This is a genomic window from Nocardia sp. NPDC004604 (assembly GCF_040609795.1).
Lineage (GTDB): Bacteria > Actinomycetota > Actinomycetes > Mycobacteriales > Mycobacteriaceae > Nocardia.
The window spans coordinates 64,758-85,754 of the sequence record NZ_JBEXLC010000013.1; the positions used below are offsets into that span (position 1 = coordinate 64,758).

The 20,997-nt window shown below is 67.5% G+C and carries 10 protein-coding genes; 6 read left to right on the forward strand and 4 right to left on the reverse strand.

Annotated features, from left to right (window positions below; translation table 11 throughout):
• Positions 1-335: 335 nt before the first annotated feature.
• Entirely contained in the window at positions 336-1,400 is a 1,065-nt protein-coding gene (locus ABZW16_RS07630; RefSeq protein ID WP_354953298.1) for an ATP-binding protein, read from the forward strand.
• A gap of 150 nt (positions 1,401-1,550) precedes the next feature.
• On the opposite strand, the gene ABZW16_RS07635 is transcribed toward ABZW16_RS07630, so the two are convergent.
• The 3 genes from ABZW16_RS07635 to ABZW16_RS07645 form a co-directional block, all read right to left on the reverse strand.
• A complete protein-coding gene (locus ABZW16_RS07635; protein WP_354953300.1) occupies positions 1,551-2,741 on the reverse strand; it encodes a macrolide family glycosyltransferase in 1,191 nt (396 codons plus the stop codon).
• Positions 2,738-3,397: a CatB-related O-acetyltransferase gene (locus ABZW16_RS07640; protein ID WP_354953302.1), complete on the reverse strand. Its 660-nt coding sequence runs from the start codon at positions 3,395-3,397 to the stop codon at positions 2,738-2,740. The genes ABZW16_RS07635 and ABZW16_RS07640 overlap by 4 nt, the downstream gene beginning before the upstream one ends.
• Positions 3,398-3,517: 120 nt before the next feature.
• Positions 3,518-4,135 carry an ATP-binding cassette domain-containing protein gene (locus ABZW16_RS07645; protein WP_354953304.1) on the reverse strand — a complete coding sequence of 206 codons (618 nt, stop codon included), beginning with the start codon at positions 4,133-4,135 and terminating at the stop codon, positions 3,518-3,520.
• A gap of 157 nt (positions 4,136-4,292) precedes the next feature.
• Here ABZW16_RS07645 and ABZW16_RS07650 point away from each other — a divergent pair, with 157 nt between their 5' ends.
• The gene (locus ABZW16_RS07650) at positions 4,293-4,922 is read left to right on the forward strand and encodes a TetR/AcrR family transcriptional regulator (protein WP_354953306.1); all 630 of its coding nucleotides are present in this window, start codon (positions 4,293-4,295) and stop codon (positions 4,920-4,922) included.
• Between the two features lie 248 nt (positions 4,923-5,170).
• On the opposite strand, the gene ABZW16_RS07655 is transcribed toward ABZW16_RS07650, so the two are convergent.
• The gene (locus ABZW16_RS07655; RefSeq protein WP_354953308.1) at positions 5,171-5,989 is read right to left on the reverse strand and encodes a UbiA family prenyltransferase; all 819 of its coding nucleotides are present in this window, start codon (positions 5,987-5,989) and stop codon (positions 5,171-5,173) included.
• A 413-nt stretch (positions 5,990-6,402) separates the two neighbouring features.
• Between ABZW16_RS07655 and ABZW16_RS07660 the strand changes: the two genes are divergently transcribed.
• The 4 genes from ABZW16_RS07660 to ABZW16_RS07675 all read left to right on the forward strand — a co-directional run.
• Positions 6,403-7,704, forward strand: coding sequence for an FAD-dependent oxidoreductase (locus ABZW16_RS07660; protein ID WP_354953310.1), 1,302 nt, complete (start codon positions 6,403-6,405; stop codon positions 7,702-7,704).
• Positions 7,705-7,756: 52 nt separating this feature from the next.
• On the forward strand, positions 7,757-8,035 hold the full coding sequence (locus ABZW16_RS07665; protein WP_354953312.1) for an acyl carrier protein: 279 nt from the start codon (positions 7,757-7,759) through the stop codon (positions 8,033-8,035).
• Positions 8,036-8,090: 55 nt separating this feature from the next.
• Positions 8,091-14,132, forward strand: coding sequence for an SDR family NAD(P)-dependent oxidoreductase (locus ABZW16_RS07670; protein ID WP_354953314.1), 6,042 nt, complete (start codon positions 8,091-8,093; stop codon positions 14,130-14,132).
• 4 nt (positions 14,133-14,136) lie between these two features.
• On the forward strand, positions 14,137-20,997 hold a 6,861-nt coding region (locus tag ABZW16_RS07675; protein WP_354953316.1), incomplete at its 3' end, for a beta-ketoacyl synthase N-terminal-like domain-containing protein.

The window sequence follows — 20,997 nt, forward strand, 5'->3', positions numbered from 1 at the left end:
AAAACTGGTCGGTTGATCCAAACTGGAATTTGGGATATTTCCCTCGTTCGGTGCAGTTGCGGACATTTTGCGGTATAGAGGTCCGGAAATATTGGGGGCGTTACTCTTCGAGTAGCCGAGTTAACACAACCGTATAAGAATGGTCACGACTTGGATGGTGTCGCGCCGTGGTCGAGTCGGCCCCGGATGTGACACTGCGTTCGCTTCTGATGGGTCGGCAAACCCATCGGTTGACCCGACAGTAGGACGACCGGGTGCGTGCGACACAGCGTTGTGCCGCCCGCGCCGAGGTCAGGGGAACGGGCTGGTCCGGCCCGTCGATGGAGATCGACACGATGACAACAGAGGTGGGGCCGTCCGCAGCGGTCGCGGACCTGCGCGCTAGGCAGCGGCTGATTCTCGACCGCTATCGTGCGGAACTGGCGGCGATCGACAGTGCGCTGGTCGCCGACGAGGTCACCTGGCAGGAATGTTCGATCCAGGCCGAGCACATCATCGCCGACTGTGCCGATGCGCTCGCCTCCGGTCGGGTCGGCATCGTGGCCCGACATCTGCACACCATCGCCGATATGGCCCAGCGCCGTGGTGACCGGGGCATTCGGCCGGATGCCTCGGTGCGCGCGGCCCGGGTGCTCTCCGAACTGGTGCTCACCGAGGTGGCCGAAATCGTTGCCCCGCTACCGGATTCGACGCGGCGCCTGGGGATAGCGGCAATCACGCTGAACCGTGCGATATACGCGCGGCTGGAGGCCGGGGCCAAGGGCTACGACTCGTTCCTGCTCAACCAGGTGCGCATGGTCAACAACGCCGAGCGGCGGATGCTGGCCCGCGATATCCACGACCGGATCGGCAATAGCGTCAGCGTGGCGATGCGGCGGCTGGAACTGTGCGCCGTATCGCAGCCAGCGGGCGACCCGACCATCTCCGACGCCATCGCGGCGTTGACCGATACGCTGCAGGAACTTTCGTACATCACCACCGGGCTGCGCGCCGACGATGGGACGGGCAGTCTGCGCGATGCGCTGGCGGCATTCGTCGGTGCGATGCGACTGGCCGAACCGGCGGTCGGGATTCAGGTCAACGGGGTGGAGTCCTGGGTCGACTCGCTGGTGCTCGACGAGATCTTCCTGATCCTGCGGGAAGGTTTGCGCAATGCCTTCGCGCACGCGGCGGCCGAGCAGGTGGTGGTCACGGTCGATATCGCCCCGCACGAGGTCTGGGCGACGGTGGCCGACGACGGTATCGGATTCGACCCGAAGGCCGAGCACCGCACGAACGGGTTGGACTCCATGCGTGAACGCGCCGAACTGCTTTCCGGCGCGGTGACCGTGGTCTCGCGCAAGCACGGGGGCACCACGGTCGGGGTATGGATTCCGGTGCTGGCGGCCTGTGCGATCTGATCCGTGCCCGGCCCACCTCCGAGGGCGTGGTCGCGGCGGTGAGCCGGTTGTCGGACCTGATCGGGATCGGGGTCGATCTGTGCCGATGGCAGGTCCCATTCGAGGTACCTCCCACACGAACCGAGCGTCGCGATCCGCGGTCGTGAGCTGTTACCCTGCAATGCTTTCGATGAGGTCAGCGGCTCGCATAGTGCCGCATTCGATTCGCGTAGCGGCACGCAAATGGGCTGAGCGGCGGGCCACCTCCGGATCGGTGATGAGGTCGTTCAGCGCACCCCGTAGATTCTGGGCAGTCGCTTGTGGGGTGTCGATGCGGCGGGCCACACCCAATTCAACGAGCCGGTCGGCATTCATGAACTGCTCGGCTGCCTGCGGCACGGCGATCATCGGGACACCTGCCATCAGTCCCTCGCTGCAGCCGCCCATGCCGGCGTGGGTGACGAAGGCATCCGCCTGTTCCAGGATCGCCCGCTGCGGGACCCAGGAGCACACTTCGACATTGGCAGGGATGTGGCCGAGTTCGCGCGGGTCGGTGTACTTGCCGATCTGCAGCACAACTTGCCAGCCGGGCAGGTCGCCATACGCCAGCAGGCACTGACGATAGAACTCCGGTTGGCGAGTGTAGGCCGAGCCCAGGGAGATCAGGAGGACCCTTTCCGCATCGACTGGTCGGACCCAGACCTCGGCGTCGCTACGTGTGTCGACGCAGGGGCTCACGAAGGTCACCGCAGCGGTGTCGACGTGTTCGGCGTGCGGTTGCATCGCCTGGGGTATCAGGGCCAGAGCCCGGTCCGGCAGGCTGGAGAAGGCGTCGACGTCGGTCGTTGCCGCACCGCAGTCGGTAAGCCACTGCGCGAACCTCGCTCGGTAGGTGTCGGCGCCGGGCAGCTGCCGGAGTTGTTCTGCTACCTCCTGTTCGTAGCCTTTCCAGGCCACGAACGTGGGCGACAGCTGGACTATCGGGCGATGCTGTGCTTCGGCGAGGGCCCGTGCGGCATAGGCGCCGATGTCGTACAGGTAGAGGTCCGCGGGGTCGTGGTCGTAGGCCGCGTGGAGCTGCGGCAGGGCTTGAACGGCGTTGTCGAGAAACAGGCTCATCGCCGCGATCGGGTCGTCGGGCCAATTGTTCTCTGCGACAGGCAATGTGGAGGTACACGGGAGCAGTTCGGCACCGGTGCCGGTGATCAGGTCGGCTACGGCGGGGTCGTTGGCGTAGGTGACGCGATGGCCGCGGGCGACCAGCTCACGGATGATCTCCAGACTCGGCAGGACGTGACTCACCAGGGGGACACCGACCATCGCGATATGGGTAGGGCGGAAAGGCATTGCGGTATCACTCATTTCAAGTCTCCGGCGGCGGCTTCGAGGGCGGCGATGCTGCCCGACATGATCGTGCGTACGTGTTCGGTGATGTGCTCGACGGGCCAGTTCCACCAGGCCACCGCCAGCAGCCGTGCAACGTCCTCGTCGCCGTAGCGGGTACGGATGAGGCGGGCCGGATTGCCACCGACGATGCCGTAGTCGGGCACGTCGCCGGTGACCACGGAGCCGGTGCCGATGATCGCGCCGTGGCCGATCCGCACGCCGGGCATCACCGTCGCGCCGTGACCGAACCAGACATCGTTGCCGACGACGGTGTCGCCTCGGTTCGGCAAGCCGGTGAGCAGGTCGAAGTGGTTCGACCACGAGCCGCCCATGGTCGGGAAGGGGAAGGTCGAGGGGCCGTCCATACGGTGATCGGCCCCATTCATGATGAACCGCACTCCGGCGCCCAGTGCGCAGAACTTTCCGATGATCAGCTTCTCCGGCCCGTAGTGGTACAGCACATTGCGGGTTTCGAACGCGGTCGGATCTTCTGGATCGTCGTAGTAGGAGTACTCGCCGATCTCGATCAGGGGCGAGGTGACGAGCGGCTTCAACAGCACCACGCGCGGCTGGCCGGGCATAGGGTGCAGAACGGCTGGGTCTGCGGCGATCGGGGAGGGACCGGTGGGCACAGCGAAACTCCTTCGGTGCGTGGGTGATCTGGGTTCGGCGACGTCAGGCGGATGCCAACGCACGCAGACCGATATGAGCGCCGCGCCAGCGGGCGTGCAGCCGACGGTCATGGCTGACGATCACAAGGGCGCCGTGGTACTCGGCCAGGGCGGTTTCCAACTCCTCGACCAGTGCTGGAGACAAGTGGTTGGTGGGTTCATCGAGCAGCAGCACGTCGAGGGCTCGCTGACCGATTGCGCCAAGGCGAGACGCTGCCGCTGCCCGGTGGACAGATTCTCGATGCGAGTCGTGAGCTGGGTGTGGTCGAACAAGCCGAGTGACAGTAGCCGTTCGGCGTGTTGGTCGGTTTCTCCGGTGCGGCCGCGAACGATGGCAGCAAGTACCGTTTGCCCGGATTCGTCGTCAGCGGCCATCGCGGCTTCGAGGCGGCGCATCCGCTCCTCGATCGACCGCAGTTCGGCCAGGGCTCGGTCGATGACCTGCTGCACCATCAAGTGCGGCGAGGGCTGCTCTTCCTGAGCGAGGTAGCCGACGCCGCCCTCGGCCTGAACGACGATCTCACCGTGATCGGGCTGCTCCTGCTGAGCGAACAGGTGCAGCAGAGTGGTTCTACCGGACCCGTTCTCGCCGATGATCCCGGTGCGCTCGCCCGCGGCGAGCGCACACGTCACCTCATCGAGAACGAGCTTGCCGTCGCAGGACTTGCTGACCGCTAGCGCGGTGATCTGGGTTGACATGGGCGTACTCCGAAGCGTTCGAGGATGGCGCGGTCAGCGGAGACCGCAGGGCCGAGTGAACACTTCGCAAGAGCATCGAAAACCTTTACTTAGCGCGACAACTGTCGCACTAAGATATCCTCGAGGTCCCGTCCCGTCCAGCAATCGGATTCCCACAATGAGTTCCGCTCCAGGTGCTTCCGAGCCCGCCTCGGCAGCCCGTCCCCGGCCAGGTGGGCGAACCGCCCGCATCCGTGCCCAAGTGCTCGCGGCAGTCAGCGCGGTGCTGACCCAGCACGGTTACGACGCGCTGAGCATCGATGCCGTCGCCGCCCGCGCGGGCGTGCACCGCGCAACGGTGTATCGCCGCTGGCACGATGTCGGCGGCCTGCTTGCCGACGTTTTCGACGCGGCCGGTCATCAGCCGTGGCAACCCCGCGACACCGGCTCTCTGCGTGGCGATCTCGCGGCACTGAACTACGAGATCCAAGACTCCTTGACCGACGAATCGTCGATCGCTGTGGCATTGATCGCGGTCTCGTTCCGATCGGAGGAGGCAGCCCGAGCCCTGCGGCGCCTATGGGAGGACCGTTACGGACAGTCCGAGATCATCGTCGAGCGGGCGGTCCGGCGCGGAGAGCTCCCGCCCGACGTCGACGCGCGCGCCCTGCTGATCGCCGCTACCGCACCGCTCTACCACCAACTGGTTCTGCTACGCACCCCGCCCGACCCGCACCTCCCCGACCGCGCGGCCGTCACCGCGACGCTCGCCGCAAGCTCGGGTGCCTTCGCGTCGACCCGCACATAGCGGGCCCACGTCACCGACTGCGAATTCCCAACAGTCGGAAGCACTCCCAGAACCAGTCCACGATACCCAGCCTGCCCTGACAATCGACGTCGAGCGCCACGCGGGAACGCACTATCTTGCCGCATACCGCACGGTTCGACAGGCCACGCGCGGCTCTCGGAAAGATCAATGGGCCGAGATCATCTCCTGCGGCTATGTGCGGTAGATCGCTAGCGCCGGATCTCTCGAAGATGTTCCTCGACCCCCGGTTACAGGCCGCTCAAACCCATTGCGGCGTTGGCGGCGAACTGGGTGGCCATGAAGGCGTGGTAGGGACGGCGGCTGCGTCGGCGGGGATGGTGGTAGCGGGTGGTGAGGGTGAGATAGCCGACCACCACCGCGCCGGGAAGCAGGCAGGCGCAGGTCGGAACGAGGCCGGGAATCCGTTGTGCGGCAAACAGAATGCCGAGCGCGATCAGGGTCGCGAGTGCGGCGACGCAGCGGCGCAGCGGCCACTCGGCCACCAGCGCAATGAGGGTCCGCGGGCGCGCGACGCGGTCACCGTCCACATCGGAGAAGTCCTTGGTCACCGCGCCGATACAGCCCATCCACAATGACATTGCGATTGCGAAGGCGACCAGCGTGGGCGTCGGTCGCGCGCCGACGGCCACCGCCCCGGCCGCGTAGGTGAGCAGGCCACCGGCGACCACCACCGAAGTCGAACCCAGCCAGCCGCGGCGCAGTTGGAACGGTGGCGCCGAGTAGGCATAGCCGATGGCCAGGAATGCGCATGCGAGCAGGGTCGGGGTCGGACCCGCCAGTGCGCCGAGCAGCAGGGCGCCGACCGCGGCGCCGACCGCGACCGGCAGTGCCTGTGCGGGCATCAGGTCACCGCGCCCGATCGGGCGGCCGACGCCGTTGATCCGGTCGTTCGCACCGTCGGCAATGCCGTTGGCGAGATAGATGCAGACGGTTGCGAAGAACCAGGACAGCAGTGCACAGCCATAACTTCGGATGGAGAATTCCCGGTGTCCCATACCGTATTCCGCGGCGATTGCGGATGCGGCCAGGAAACGCAGCAAGAACATCAGCTGAACCATGGGGCGCGCTTCCAGGAAACACATTCGGAGTCGATGATAGGCGGCCATTATTTCCGTTACTGCGCGTATCCGGTGTGCCTGTTGCGTTGCGGCGGTGGCCATGGACAAACGCTAACGCGAGCGCCCGAGCGCGGTCCACACTTATCTTCCGATTAATTCGGGGAATCGGTTCCTGATCGTTCGGGGCGAATTAACGAAGAGTTGGGGGAGAGTTCCGATGGCGCTGAAAATCGCTGGAAAGGACCAGGTAATGGCGGCACGTACCTCTTTCGATACATACTCCGATGTTCCCAAAGTGTCCCTTGGGGTGCTGGTAACGAACGGATATCGTCAGTTTCGATCCCGCGTCGGAGTGGCCTCGGGATCGAATTCCTGACATTTGGTGATGAATTGAGGGCAGTATGTCCGCAGTGGCCGTGATCGGTGGTGGGATCGCCGGTCTGTCCGCCGCCTACCACCTGCGTGGACGGGCCGAGGTGACCCTGTTCGAAAAGGAAATGAACGCCGGTGGTCACGCCAACTCTATCGAAGTGAACGATAATGGTCGGATCCTCGGGCTGGATACCGCATTTATCGTCTACAACGAGGCGCATTACCAGCGGTTGACGCAATTCTTCGCCGATCTGGGCGTGGCGACGCAATCGCATCCCGGCACCTTCAGCTTTTACCATGCCGACACCGGACTCGGCTTCGTCTCGGAGGATTTCGTACTCCCCGAGGACGAGATCAAGGCGAAGTACGGACCGGAATTCGTGCCGATGTGGGCCGAGGCGGAGCGGTTCTACCGGGAATCGCCCAAGCATTTCATCCGCAAGCAGGCCGAGATGCCGATGGGTGAATATCTGGACGCCAACGGCTACAGCCAGGACTTCCGCTACGGATTCATTGTGCTGATCGCCACCGCCGCCTGGTCGGTACCGGCCGATCGCATCTGGGAAATGCCCGCGGCAACCATTATCGCGTTCTTTCTCGGGCACGGCCGCGAGGGCCTGGGCGGGCGCACCGCCCCGTGGAATACGGTCACCGGCGGCAGTATCAACTATGTCCGCGCGACGCTGGAGCACCTGGGTGCGGCCGGGCAGGAGATCCGGCTCGGCACCGCCGTCGATCGGGTCGACGAGGACGAAACCGGAGTCACCGTCTACAACACCGAGGGTCCCCGGCGCTTCGACGAGGTGATCATCGCGGCGCACGCCGATGACGCGCTGGCCATGCTCACCGCGCCCACGGCAACACAGCGCATGCTGGAAGCCCTGTCCTACAACGACACTCGCGCCACCCTGCACACCGATCCGGTCTGCATGTCCGGCGACCGTTCGATCTGGCGCAGTTGGAACTATGTGCGCTCGGGCGGGCTCGACGATATGCGGTCCTGGGTCGTCTATTACCTCAACGAGCTGCAGTGCTTCACCAGCGAGACCGACTACTTCCTCACCCTGGACTGCGGTGCCGACATCGACCCGGACCGGGTGATCCGCGAGTTGGCCTACCGCCACCCGATTTTCACCTACGAGGCCCGGCAATTGCGTCCGGTGCTGCACACCATCAATGAGGGCAGCTCCCGGGTCAAATTCGCGGGCTCGTATTTCCATTCGCGCAAGATGGGCATCGATATCGTCGGCAACCACGAATCCGGATTCGATTCCGGCGCCGCCGCGGCCGACGCGGTGGTGCGCAGCCTCTCCGCCGCGCCCGCTCAATGAGTTCTCCCTCATCAGATCAATTCGCTGTTACCGCATCAGGAGTGTGTTTCCCATGACCGAGCAGGCCACCACCGCATCGCTTTCCGTCGAGGAAGTGGAGAACTGGCTGCGGGAGAAGATCGCCTACAAGCTGTCCGTCGAGCCGGCAGAAGTTTCGGTGGACGACTTCTTCGACAGCTTCGGCCTCGACTCCACCGAGGCGCTGGTGCTCGCGGGTGAGCTGGAGTCCTGGTTGGGGTTCGAGCTGGAGACCACCGCGCTCTGGTACCACCCGACCATCGCCGAACTGGCCAAGTACATCGTTGTCGAGAAGGACCGGCTCGCGGCCTGAGTGTCGCGAATCATCCACCGCCGCTGCGTTTTACGCCGTCGAGGAGCAGTGCCCCATGCAATCACAGACAACGCTCTCGCCCGCGCCTGGTACCCGGCTCGGCGATACGCCCATCGCGATCGTCGGTCTCGGCGCGCTGTTTCCGCGTTCGGCGGATCTGACCGAATACTGGTCGAATATCGTCGCGGCCGCGGACTGCATCGAGGACGTACCCGAAACCCATTGGAAGATCGAGGATTACTACGATCCGGACCCCAGCGCGCCGGATAAGACCTACGCCAAGCGCGGCGGCTTCCTGCCCACCGTCGACTTCAATCCGATGGAGTTCGGCCTGCCACCGAACATCCTAGAGGTCACCGACGTATTGCAGCTGCTGAGCCTCGTGGTGGCCAAGCAGACCCTCGCGGATGCGGGCGCACCCGATTCGTCCTGGTACGACCCGAGCCGCACCGGCGTCATTCTCGGCATCACCGGCGCCAACTCGCTGACCCAGCCGCTGGCCACTCGCCTGCAGACCCCAGTGCTCAAAGAAGTTGTGCGCAGCTGTGGCCTGAGCGATCAGGATGCCGAGGAGATCGCGGCCAAATTCGTCAAGGCCTTCGCGCCCTGGGAGGAGAACTCCTTCCCGGGCATGCTCGGCAATGTGGTGTCGGGGCGCATTGCCAACCGGTTCGATCTGGGCGGCACCAACTGCACCATCGACGCCGCCTGCGCCAGTTCGCTTGCGGCGGTCCACATGGCGGCGGCCGAACTGGTGTCCGGCCGGGCCGATCTGATGATCAGCGGTGGCTGCGATGCCGAGAACACCATCCTGATGTACCTGTGCTTCAGCAAGACGCCCGCGCTGTCCAAGAGCGGAATCATCCGGCCGTTCGACGAGAATTCCGACGGCACCATGATCGGCGAGGGCATGGGCATGCTGGCACTCAAACGCCTCGCCGACGCCGAGCGCGACGGCGACCGCATCTACGCGGTGTTGCGCGGCATCGGCACCTCCAGCGACGGGCGGTTCAAGAGCATCTACGCCCCGCGCAAGGAGGGGCAGCAGCTGGCGTTGCGCCGGGCCTACACCGATGCCGGATTCGGGCCCGAGCAGATCGGACTGCTGGAATGCCACGGCACCGGCACCGCGGTCGGTGACTACACCGAATTGTCCGCGCTGCGTGAGGTTTTCGTCGAGGCGAGCGATGAGAAGCAGTTCTGCGCGGTGGGCAGCGTCAAGTCGCAGATCGGACACACCAAGGCGGCGGCGGGCGCGGCCGGGCTGATCAAGCTGTCGCTGGCGCTGCACCAGAAGGTGCTGCCGCCGACCATCAATGTGGAGCAGCCCAAGGAGGCGGTGGACTTCCCGAACTCACCATTCTACGTGAATTCGGTGACCCGGCCGTGGGTGCTGGAGCCGGGCCGGGAGAAGCGGCGGGCGGCCAGTTCGTCCTTCGGCTTCGGCGGCACGAACTTCCATTGCGTGCTGGAGGAATACGATCCGTCCGGCGCCGATGCCCGTGCGCTGCACCGGGATTACCGCGTATGCGCGTGGCACGCCGCGACGCCGGCGGAATTGCTCGCGGCGATCGAAGAGCGCCCGCGCGGTGTCGAACTGGATACGGCGATTCCGCAGGGGCACGCCCGCCTGGCGGTGGTCGCACAGTCCGATGACGAGCTGACGGCGTTGCGGGACAAGGCCGTCGAACGGCTGCGCGCGCAGCAGTCGGTCGACGCGTTCGAGGTGCCGGGTGGTGCCTACTACCGGTGCGCGGCAGGGGTGCCCGGCAGGATCGGCGCGCTGTTCGCCGGACAGGGCAGCCAGTACGTCGGCATGGGCGCGCAGACCGCCGTAGCGGTGCCGCCGATCCGTGCCGCATTCGATGCCGCGAGTAAGCATTCCGATCCCGCCGATCCGCTGAGCCGGGCCATCTTCCCGCCGCCCGCGTTCACCCCGGAGGACGCCGCGGCCCAGGAAGAAGCCTTGCGCCGCACCGATTTCGCACAGCCTGCCATCGGCGCGCTGGCCGCCGGACAGTACCGCTTCCTGGACGAACTGGGCTTCGTACCCGACGGCGCGCTCGGCCACAGCTTCGGTGAGCTCACCGCGCTGTGGGCGGCCGGGGCCTTCGATGACGACACGTTCTACCGGTTGGCCCGGGCCCGCGGCACCGCCATGGCGACACTGCCCGAGGGCGCGGCCGATCGGGGCACCATGGCGGCGCTGCGCTGCGGTCCGGACGCGCTGACCGAATTGCTGGCGGCGCACCCGGATGTGGTGGTGTGCAACCTCAATGCGCCGGAGCAGACCGTCGTCGGCGGTGGTACCGAGGCGGTGCGGGAATTCGCCGCGGCCGCACAGGAGCAGGGCCTGCACGCCCAGCTGCTGCCGGTGGCCGCCGCCTTCCACACCTCCTATGTGGCACATGCGGTGGACGCGTTCCGGGCGGCCGTGGCCGAGGAGACGATCGGCAAGCCCGCCCTCGAGGTATTCGCCGACGCCGCGGGCGCCGAATACGGCGCCGATCTGGCGGCGAACCGGAATGTGCTGGTGGAGCAGCTGTCCCAGCCTGTCGGCTTCGCCCCGCGGATCCGGCAGATGTACGACGCGGGTTACCGGGTCTTCGTCGAATTCGGCCCCAAGTCGGTGCTCTCCGGCCTGGTGCGCAAGATCCTGGCCGATCTGCCGGACGCGGTGGTGCTCGCCGCCGACGCGGGCGCCGACGGCGACCGCGCGCTCAAGCAGCTCGCGGCGCGGCTCGCGGTGCTGGGACTGCCGCTGACCGGTCTGAACCGGTACAGCGCCGAGGAATCCGAAGTAGTCGAAAGCAAAGGAATGAGGATCCCCTTGAACGGCATCAACTATGTCTCGGAGGAGCGGCGCAGTTCCTACCGCGACGCTCTCGAGAACGGATATCGCGTACCGCAGCCCGCCCCTGCCAATGGGAACGGCAATGGCAACGGCAACGGCAATGTCGCTGCGGCGCCCGCCGCCCCGCCCGCCCTCGCGGCCGCCGGTGGCCAGGGCGATCTGGCCGGTGATCACCTGGCGCTGCACCGGGAATACCTGAGCAGCCAGCTGCGGGTGGCCGAAAGGCTCAGCGGCATTCTGGAATACGACTCGCGCCAGGGCACCCTGGACGACCGCACCATCGCCGGACTGGCCTCGGTCAGCGACCACAGCGTGGCCATCGGACATGCGCACAGCCAGGCCAGTGAGGTGCTGCTCGGCTTCGCGTACCTGGAGGCGGGTCAGAGCATCGACGCTCCGGCCATCCGCCGCCCGGTCGAGCGGCTGCCGCGGACCGAGCTGGCGGCGCAGGCGGAACTGACGGCCGCCCCCGCCTACGCTCCGGTGTCGGCTCCGGCATACGCGCCGGCGCCGCCAGCTCGGTCCGCGGCACCGCAGCCCATCGCGGAAGCGGTTGTAGCGCAACCGGCTCCGGTCGCGACCGCCGGACCGGCGGTCAGCGCCCCGACCGAGACCCCGGTCACCGGTGACGCCACCGAGGTGGTGCAGGACGCGTTGCTGTCGATCGTCGCCGAGAAGACCGGCTACCCGGCGGACATGCTGGACGTATCCATGGATGTCGAGGCCGATCTGGGTATCGACTCGATCAAGCGGGTCGAAATCATGGGCGCACTGCAGGAGCGGTTCCCGGACAGCCCGCAGGCGGGTCCGGAGCAGATGGGCGAGTTGCGCACACTGGGCGGGATCATCGCCTTCATCAGCGTCGCGATCGGCGGCTCCGGCGCGGTGCGTGCGGCGGAGGTGGTGCACCCAAAAGCTGATGGCGCGTCCCGCATCTCGCGGATGCAGGCGCGCCTTTCCGAGCTGCCTGCCGTCGCCCCGCTGGTCGGGGCCTTCGCAGCCGAGCCTGTCGCGCTGATCGCCGGTGGCGGCAGCGCGCTGGCCGAACCGCTCGCCGCCGCCCTCGCGGCGGCGGGCTGGTCGGTCGTCACCGGTGCCGACCTCGGCCCGGACGATCGGCTGGACCTGGTCGTTTTCCTCGCCCCGGAGGCGCCGGCCCGATGGTCGAGTTCCATTGCGGCGTTGGAAGATGCGCTGGAGCTGGCGCATACGACCCAGCGCACCCTGGAACAGGCGGCGGCGCGCGGCCGCGCGGCCTTCCTCACGGTCAGCCGTGTCGACGGCCTGCTCGGCCTGTCCGGCACGGTCGACGCCGCCGGACTGCTCGGCGGACTGCCGGGGCTGGTGAAAACCCTTGCGATCGAGGCATCCTCGCTGTTCTGCCGGGCACTGGACCTGAGTCCGGAACTGGCGGTGGAGCAGGCGGTGGCCCGGGTGCTCGACGAACTCGCCGATGCCGATACCGGCACCGCCGAGGTCGGCATCGCCGTCGACGGCACCCGTCGGACGCTGCGCGCGTCCACCGATGACGGCACCGATCCGCTACTGCCGCAGGGTGATTCGGTGCCGGAGCCGAACGTCGCGGATCTGCTGGTGGTCACCGGCGGCGGACGCGGCGTCACCGCGGCGTGCGCGATCGGACTCGCCGAACAGTACCGTTGTGGGCTGTTGCTGCTCGGGCGCAGCCCACTTGAGCCCGAACCCGCTTGGGCCACCGGAGTTTCCGAGGCGCAGCTGAAGGGCGCGATCGTCGCCGATCTGCGCGCGGGCGGCGCCAAGCCGACGCCACGCGAGGTCGAACGGACCTTCCGCGGCCTGGTCGCGGGCCGCGAGATCCGGGCCACCCTGGCCGCGATTCACGCCGCCGGCGCCACCGCGGAATACCTCGCCGTCGATGTCACCGACGCCGAGGCGACCGCGGCGACACTGGCACCGTACCGGGATCGGATCACCGGCCTGGTGCACGGTGCGGGAGTGCTCGCCGATAAGGCGATCACCGATCAGCGCCGTGCGGATGTCGCGCCGGTGCTGGCGACCAAGCTGACCGGTCTGGCATCCACCCTGGCGGCCCTCGACACCGAGCGGCTGCGGCATGTGGTGCTGTTCTCCTCGATCGCCGGATTCTTCGGCAATCGCGGTCAGTCCAGCTATGCCAGTGCCAATGAGGCGCTGAACCGGGTGGCCGCTACGCTGCGGCGGCGGCTGCCCGGCAGCCGGGTCACCTCGGTGAACTGGGGCGCCTGGGCGGGCGGCATGGTGACACCGGAGTTGGAGCGGATGTTCACCGAGCGCGGGGTCACGCTGATCCCATTGCGCACCGGCGTGGAGTTCTTCACCGAACAGTTCCGCACCGCACGGTCCGCGGATGTGGTGTGCGTGGTCGGGCCGAATGCGCCGCTGTCGGCCGCGCCGCCGCGGGCGCTGTCGGCCGAGCCGACGGTGGTGCGCCGCGATCTCACCGGGGCCGCGCAGGATCCGGTGCTGGCCGACCATGCGGTGGGCGGAATTCCGGTGCTGCCCGCGACGGCCGCGATCGGCACGATCCTCGGAACCGCCCAGCGGATCACCGGACGGACCGTGCGGCGGCTGACCGGGTTCTCGGTGCTCAAGGGCGTAGTCCTCGACGCTGCCGGTCCGACGGAACTGCGGCTCACCTACACCCCGGGCGCCGTGGCGACCGCGGTACTGGTGACCGACTCCGACGGCAGGCCACGGTTCCGGACGAGTGTGGTCGACGATGACCTCGCGCCCGAGACCCTGACCGGGCTGCCGGATATTGCTGCGGCACATCCGGTTTCGGTATACACCGACGGCACGCTGTTCCACGGCCCCGCGCTGCGCGGCATCACCGCTGCGGTGCAGGCCGAGGACGGGCGTCTGGTGCTCACCTGCCGCCTGGCCGACCGCACGCTGCTCGGCGGTGCGTTCGCGGCCGAGGACTACAGCCCGGTGCTCGCCGATCTGCTGCTGCAGGCCGCGCTGGTCCAGGTGCACCGCACAACGGGCCACAACAGCCTGCCGACCGCGGTCGGCGCAATCGAGGTGCACGACGCGGTGCCCAGCGATGTCGAGTTCCACATTGTGGTGGATCCGCTGATCAGCCGCGGGGCCACGGCCACCGGCACGGTCACCGCGGTCAGCGCGACCGGACGGGTGCTGCTGCGCTTCGGTGCGGTGGAGCTGGTGATCAGCGAGGCACTCGGTGCGAAATTCACGACGGACGACACGGATCGGACTGTGTGAGGACATGTCAGACACGGACAGCGGCGCGGCGCGCGTGCCGGTAGCGATCGTCGGAATCGGCTGCCTGCTACCCGGTGCGCACACCCCACGGCAATTCTGGGACCGATTGCTCGACGGCGCGGATCTGCGCACCGAGGGCGGCGCGGACGTCTTCGGAATCGACCCGGCCACCATCGGCGGCTGGGGTGATCCGGAGCACCAAATCACTGCCACCCGAGGCGGTTTCGTCACCGAACCGGCGATCGACACGACCGGCCTGCGGGTTCCGGCCGAGCGGATCGATGGGTTGGGGCGGGTGGTGCGCTGGCCGTTGTACGTGGTCCGGCAGGCATTGGCCGATGCCGGTATCGCCGAGGACGATGCGGTGCTCGCCCGCACCGGCCTGGTACTCGGCAACTACTCCTTCCCGACCGAACGCTCCGTTGACCTGTGCGTGCCGCTGACCCGACGCGCGGTCGCCGAGGGTCTGCGGGCCGCCGGACTTCCACTGCCGGACAACGGAGTCCGTCGGTGGGAGCCGGAGGTTCCGGTCGAATCGCTGTGGCCATCGGGCCTGCCGACCACCGTGGTCGGCGATGCCTTCGGTCTTGGCGGGCCGCGGCTGGCGCTGGACGCGGCGTGCTCGTCGGCGCTCTACAGCATCGGGCTGGCCCGCGACTATCTGGCCACCGGCGCGGCCGATGTGCTGCTGGCCGGTGCGGTGTGCGCGCCGGATCCGCTGCTCATCCACCTGTGCTTCTCGGATCTGCGTGCCTTCCCCGAGAACGGTGTCAGTCAGCCGTTCCGCTCCGATTCCAGCGGCATCGTCACCGGCCAGGGCGCCGGTGTGGTGGTGCTCAAGCGTCTGGCCGATGCCCAGCGTGACGGCGACACCATCTATGCGGTGGTCGAGTCCATCGGTCTCGGCAACGACGGTTCCGGCGCTCACCTGCTGGCCCCGAATATCAACGGCCAGTTGGCCGCCTACCGCCGGGCCTACGACGGCGGCGTCGATCCGGCGGCCGTCGACTACATCGAATGTCATGCCACCGGAACTCCCGTCGGTGATCCGATCGAACTGCGCGGACTCGCCGAATTCTTCGGCGCGAATGTGCCTTTGCTCGGTTCCGTGAAGGGCAATGTCGGCCACCTGCTCACGGTTGCGGGCTTCACCAGCCTCATCAAGGCGATGCTGGCCATGCGCCACGGGGTCATCCCCGCAACGCCGGGTGTCGGCGACGCGATCCGCCCGACCGGCGCCCAGTCCGTTGCCGACCGCATCGTCACCATCAATCAGCCCTGGCCGCAGCGCGATTCGGCGCAGCGCCGCGCTGGTGTCTCGGCCTTCGGCTTCGGCGGCACCAATGCCCACCTCGTGCTGGTCTCGCCGCCCGAGTCGAATGTCGGTGCGCCGGTTCCGATCGACGCTCCGGATGCCGCAAGCGGTGTCGAGCTGCCTCGAATGTCGGTGTCCGGAATGGGAATTCGGATCGGGGCGCTGGCCGGGACGGACGCCCTGCGGCGGACCATCCGGTCCGGACAACCCGCGCTGGTGCAGCGGCCCGAAGGTCGTTGGTACGGCACGGAACAGGTGGGGATCGCCGAACTCACCGACGAGCGGGCCGCAGGCTATGTCGACAGCGTCGAGGTGGATATCCGCGCCTATCGACTGCCACCCGCCGAACTCGCGCAGATGAATCCGCAACATCTGCTGTTCTTCCAGGCCGCCGAGGAGGCCCTTGCCGAGGCCGGGCTGACCGGCAGGGGGCGGGAGCAGGCCGGGCGCCGGGTGGCGGTGGTGGTGGCCATGGAAATGGAGCCGCGCTCGCACGCCCATCGCGCTCGCTTCGATATCGGCACCCAGGTGCGGGCCGAATGTGCCAGGGCCGGTGTCGAACTCGGGCCGGACGAGCTGGACCGGTTGGAGGCCGCGGTCCGGGCCGGTGTGCACGATCGGATCGGCGCCAATGAGGTGCTCAGCTATATCGGCAATATCATGGCCAGCCGGATCGCCTCCGCACACAACCTGACCGGCCCGGTCTTCACCATCTCGGCCGACGCCACCGGCGGCGCCCGCGCCCTCGAGGTGGCCGGATTGCTGCTGCTCGACCCGAGTGTCGAAGCGGTGCTCGTGGGTGGTGTGGAACTCGCGGCCGGAGTGGAGAATACGCTGGTCCGCAGCGTCCTCGCCGATGGCGACCGACCGGATCTCGGCGACGGCGCCGCCGCCCTGGTGCTGCGCCGCTCCGACGGCACCGATCCGGTCACCATCGACAACATCACCGTGCACCGCGGCGACCGGGACGAGCTGCGCGACGAGCTCGAAAAGAGCTATGCGGCAATCGGTGTCACACCGGATGAGGTCGGCTACCTGGAACTCGCCGGTGCGGTATCCGGCCCCGACCTGACCGCGCTGTCCGAAATCTTCCCGGCCCGAGAAGGCGACATCGCGAGCTGCGCCCTCGGCAATCACGTCGCCCTGACCGGCGACGCACAGCAGGCCGGAGTGCTCGCGGGCGTCGTCAGCGCCGCCCTGGCCCTGCGCCACCGCGAACTGCCTCCGGCCCCCGGGACTCTGCGCCGGATCGCCGCTGACATGGCGGAACTCGATGACTCCGCCCTGCACCTGCTGGACGCCCCGGCCACCTGGCTCGCCATGGCCCGCGACCGCCGCCGGATCGCCGCGGTGCACGCGATCAGCGGCGCGAGCACCGCCCATATCCTGCTGTCCGCGGCCCCCGCCGCCTTGCCGCATTCCGAGGAGCAGACCTCGGGTGACTCGGCGTCGGGTATCAATGGGTCGGTGCCGGTCGCGGACTGGGTGGGCGGCGGTGGACCGCTGCTTATCCCGCTGCACGGTGATACCGGCACGGAGCTGGCCGCGCGGGCCGAAGCCTGCCTCGATGCGCTGGATGCGGGCCGGGATCCGGTGGAGCTGGCGCGGGAATATGTGGCCGCACCGCGGTCCGGGACCTACACCGCGGTCGTGGTCGCCGCCGATGGCATCAAGCTGCGCAAGGAACTGCAGGCCGCAGCGCGATATCTGCCGGAAACCATTGCGGCAGGCGGGGATTGGGCCACCCCGGCGGGCAGCTTCTGCACCGCGCGGCCGGTGGGACCGGACGCCCGGGTCGCCTTCGTCTATCCGGGCGCGTTCGCCGCCTACCCCGGAGCCGGACGCGAACTGTTCTCGCTGTTCCCGTCGCTGCTCGCGGCCTTCGAGCGGGAGTCGGAGCAGCCGTGGGCCGAGTACAAGCATTCGGCGCTGTATCCGAGTGCGCCGCGCGGGATCGATCGGACCGCGCTGATGCGACACGAGGGCGAACTCATCGAGTCGATTCCCACCATGCTGGCCATCGGCACGAATGCCGCCGTGTTGTCGACGCGACTGCTGCGAGAGTCGCTCGGCATCCGGGTCGACGGTGGCCTCGGCTACAGCCTGGGGGAGAGCAGCATGCTCTTCGCGATGGACGTCTGGGATGCGGCGGTGCGCGATGACGCTCCGCTGCGGAACTCGCCGCTGTTCGTCGACCAGTTGCGCGGCCCGAAACGGCTGATCCGCAAGCGGTGGGGGCTGCCGGATGCGCTGGCCGACCGCGAGGTCTGGACCACTCAGGTGCTACTGGCCCCGGCCGATGCGGTGCGTGCGGCGATGACCGACCTGGACCGGGTGTACCTGACCCATGTGAATACCCCGGGTGAGGTCGTGGTCGCGGGCAGTCCAGCCGCGGTGCGGGAACTCATCACCCGACTCGGCTGCAAATCCGCCAAGGCGCCTGCGAACCACGTTATGCACTGTGCCGCAGTCGAATCCGAACGTGCGGCCTTTGCCGGACTCAACAACCACCCGCTGGGGCATCCGGCTGTGGGCCTGGAACTGCTGTCCAGCTACGACTACGACCGGGTCGATCCGTCCGACCGCGCGGTCATCGCCGATCGGATCGCCGAAACACTCTGCAGCACAGTCGACTTCGTCAGACTGGTGAACAACGCCTACGACCGCGGCTTCCGGGTGTTCGTCGAGGTCGGCCCCGCCGCCAGCTGCACCCGCTGGATCGGCGAAACACTCACCGGCCGCGACCATATCGCCGTCGCCGCCGACCGGCGCGGCATCCCGAGCGGCGTCGCGCTGGGACAGGCGCTGGCCAGGCTGGTCAGCCACGGCGTCGCCGTACGCCTCGACCTGCTGTTTCCGGCCCCCGAAGGCGTCGCCGCCCAGCCCGAGTACCGCATCGCGGTGACCTGCGGAGGGGAATCGGTGGTCGACCGAGTCGCCGCGCGAACCGCCCCGATCCTGGCGGCGGCGAAGCGGGCGGCGGCGCACCGGACGGTGGATCCGATCACCGTCATCCCCGCGGTCCCCATCGTGGATCCGGATCTGATCATCATCGAGGGAGAGCCGTTCGTGTACCTGCCCCGTCGCGCTGCCGCCGAACAGCCCGCACCGCAACCAGTTCCGCTCGGTGCCCCGGCCGCCACGCCGATCGCCCGCGTCGCCGATCCGCTCGACACCGCCCGCGCCCTGGTGCTGCGTCCGATGAGCCATAGCGTCTCGCTGGCGCACCGGTCCTTCCTGCGCGTCCACGGCGCCCTGGTGCAGCGCAGCCTGGACGATTTGGAGGCGGGACGCGGCTTCCCACCCCCGCCGAGCGAATTCCCCTCCGCCGCATCGCAATCGGAGCGTGCGGTGGTCTGGGATGAGGCAGCCCTGCTGGAATTCGCGAACGGCAAGGTGGCCAATGTCTTCGGCCCGGACTTCGCCGAGATCGATACCTACCCGGTGCGGGTGCGACTGCCCGAGCCGCCGTACCACTTCGTCACCCGGGTCACCGAATTGCGGGCCACCACCGGTGAATACGTGCCGTCGGCGATAACCACCGAATACGATGTGCCGAAGGGTGCCTGGTACTCGGTGGACGGACTGGTGCCGTGCGCGGTCACCATCGAGGCCGGGCAGTGCGACCTGCTGCTGGTCAGCTATCTCGGCATCGACTTCCGCAATAAGGGTCAGAAGGTCTACCGGCTGCTCGACAGCGAATTGGTCTTCCACGGCGGCCTGCCCCGCGAGGGCCAGACCCTGCGCTACGAGATCAAGATCGACCGTTTCGTCTGGAACGGCGACAGTCTGCTGTTCTTCTTCAACTACCGGTGCTTCGCCGACGATGTGCTCATCCTGGAGCTGCTCGATGCCTGCGCGGGCTTCTTCTCTGCCGCCGAACTCGAGGATTCCCTCGGCGTGGTCTTCAATGCCGCCGATCGCAAGCGCCGCGAGTCGATGACCAAGACCTGGTTCAAGCCGCTCGCGCGCACCGACCGGACCGCCTTGACTGCAGCGGATCTCGAACTGCTCGCCGCCGGACATCCGGCCGAGGTCTTCGGTCCGGCCTGGGACCAGACCGCGGACGGCTCGAATCGCTCACTGCGCCTGCCGGATCGGATGCTGCGGATGATCGACGAGATCACCGCGATCGACCGGCTCGGTGGCCCGCGCGCCCTGGGTGAGTTGACCGCGGTCAAACACCTGGACCCCGAGGGCTGGTACTTCAAATGCCACTTCACCGGTGACCCGGTACTGGCCGGATCTCTGGTCGCCGAGGGCGGGGTGCAGTTGCTGCAGACCTATGCGCTGTACCTGGGCCTGCACCTGGTCCTGCCCGATGCCGAATTCCAGTCGGTGCCGGGGCTGAAGACCCAGGTGAAGGTGCGCGGCCAGATCACCCCGAAACAGCGCAGCATCCGCTACCACGTGGAGATCACCGAGATCACCATGCTGCCGCGTCCGACGATCATCGCCGACATCATCGTCTACGACGGCGATAAGCCGATGATCAGCATGCGCAACTTCGGCGTTCAGGTCCGGGAGAAGCCCGGCACCCCGTACCGACCCGAAACCGGCGGCGTGCCAGCATTTCTGGGCCGCCGCAATGCGGCGGGCGAACCGGCCTTCATCAACGAACTGCATCTGGCGCATGCCGCCAAGGGCGATCTGGCGACCGCCATGGGCCCGGAGTTCGAGATCTATGCCGACCGCAAGGCGCCCTATATCCCCAACGGCGACTTCCGATTCGTCGACCGCATCATGAAATTCGGCGGTGTGCGCGGTGAACTCGCGGCCGGGGCCACCATGGAGACCGAATACGACTGCCCGCCGGAGGCCTGGTACTTCCACGAGAACGCCTTCCCCGGCATGCCGAACTGTGTCTACATGGAGTCCTCGCTGCAGGCCGCCATCCTGCTCGGCTACTATCTCGGCGCCAGCCTGGCGACGCCCGATCAGGAACTCAATATCCGCAACCTGGACGGTAAGGCGACCGTCGTCAAGCAGATCGACCTGCGCGGCAAGACCATTCGCCAGCACACGACGATGCTGTTCAACCAGATCATGCCGGGTACCTCGCTGCAGAAATTCCGCTACGAGCTCTTCGCCGACGGCGAGCTGTTCTACCACGGCGAGTCCATGTTCGGCTATCACACCGCCGAGGCCCTGAGCAATCAGATCGGCCTGGACAATGCCAAATACGTGGCGCCCTGGCTGGATCAGCAGGGCGAACTCGCGCCGGGCCGGGTGCGCACGCTGGCGGTGTGCTCCGCGGACAGCTGGTTCACCCGCCCCGGCCTGCGCCTGGCCGATGGACATCTGCGGCTGATCGACGAGGTCGACATCGTCGACGACGGCGGCACGCACGGGCAGGGTTATCTGCGCGGCCTGCGCCGAATCGACCACGATGACTGGTATTTCGAATGCCACTTCTATCGCGACCCGGTGATGCCCGGCTCGCTCGGCGTCGAGGCGCTGATCCAGGCAGTGCAGGTCTACGCGATCGAGATCGGTGCGGGCGACGGCTTCACCGACCCGGTGTTCGCGATGCCGCTGGATATCGAAATG

What these genes read in the sequence shown, in the direction of transcription:
- ABZW16_RS07650 (WP_354953306.1), top strand. Translation starts at nt 4,293, where the DNA reads ATGAGTTCCGCTCCAGGTGCTTCCGAGCCCGCCTCGGCAGCCCGTCCC.
- ABZW16_RS07645 (WP_354953304.1), bottom strand. Translation starts at nt 4,135, where the DNA reads ATGTCAACCCAGATCACCGCGCTAGCGGTCAGCAAGTCCTGCGACGGC.
- ABZW16_RS07635 (WP_354953300.1), bottom strand. Translation starts at nt 2,741, where the DNA reads ATGAGTGATACCGCAATGCCTTTCCGCCCTACCCATATCGCGATGGTC.
- ABZW16_RS07630 (WP_354953298.1), top strand. Translation starts at nt 336, where the DNA reads ATGACAACAGAGGTGGGGCCGTCCGCAGCGGTCGCGGACCTGCGCGCT.
- ABZW16_RS07670 (WP_354953314.1), top strand. Translation starts at nt 8,091, where the DNA reads ATGCAATCACAGACAACGCTCTCGCCCGCGCCTGGTACCCGGCTCGGC.
- ABZW16_RS07655 (WP_354953308.1), bottom strand. Translation starts at nt 5,989, where the DNA reads ATGTTCTTGCTGCGTTTCCTGGCCGCATCCGCAATCGCCGCGGAATAC.
- ABZW16_RS07660 (WP_354953310.1), top strand. Translation starts at nt 6,403, where the DNA reads ATGTCCGCAGTGGCCGTGATCGGTGGTGGGATCGCCGGTCTGTCCGCC.
- ABZW16_RS07665 (WP_354953312.1), top strand. Translation starts at nt 7,757, where the DNA reads ATGACCGAGCAGGCCACCACCGCATCGCTTTCCGTCGAGGAAGTGGAG.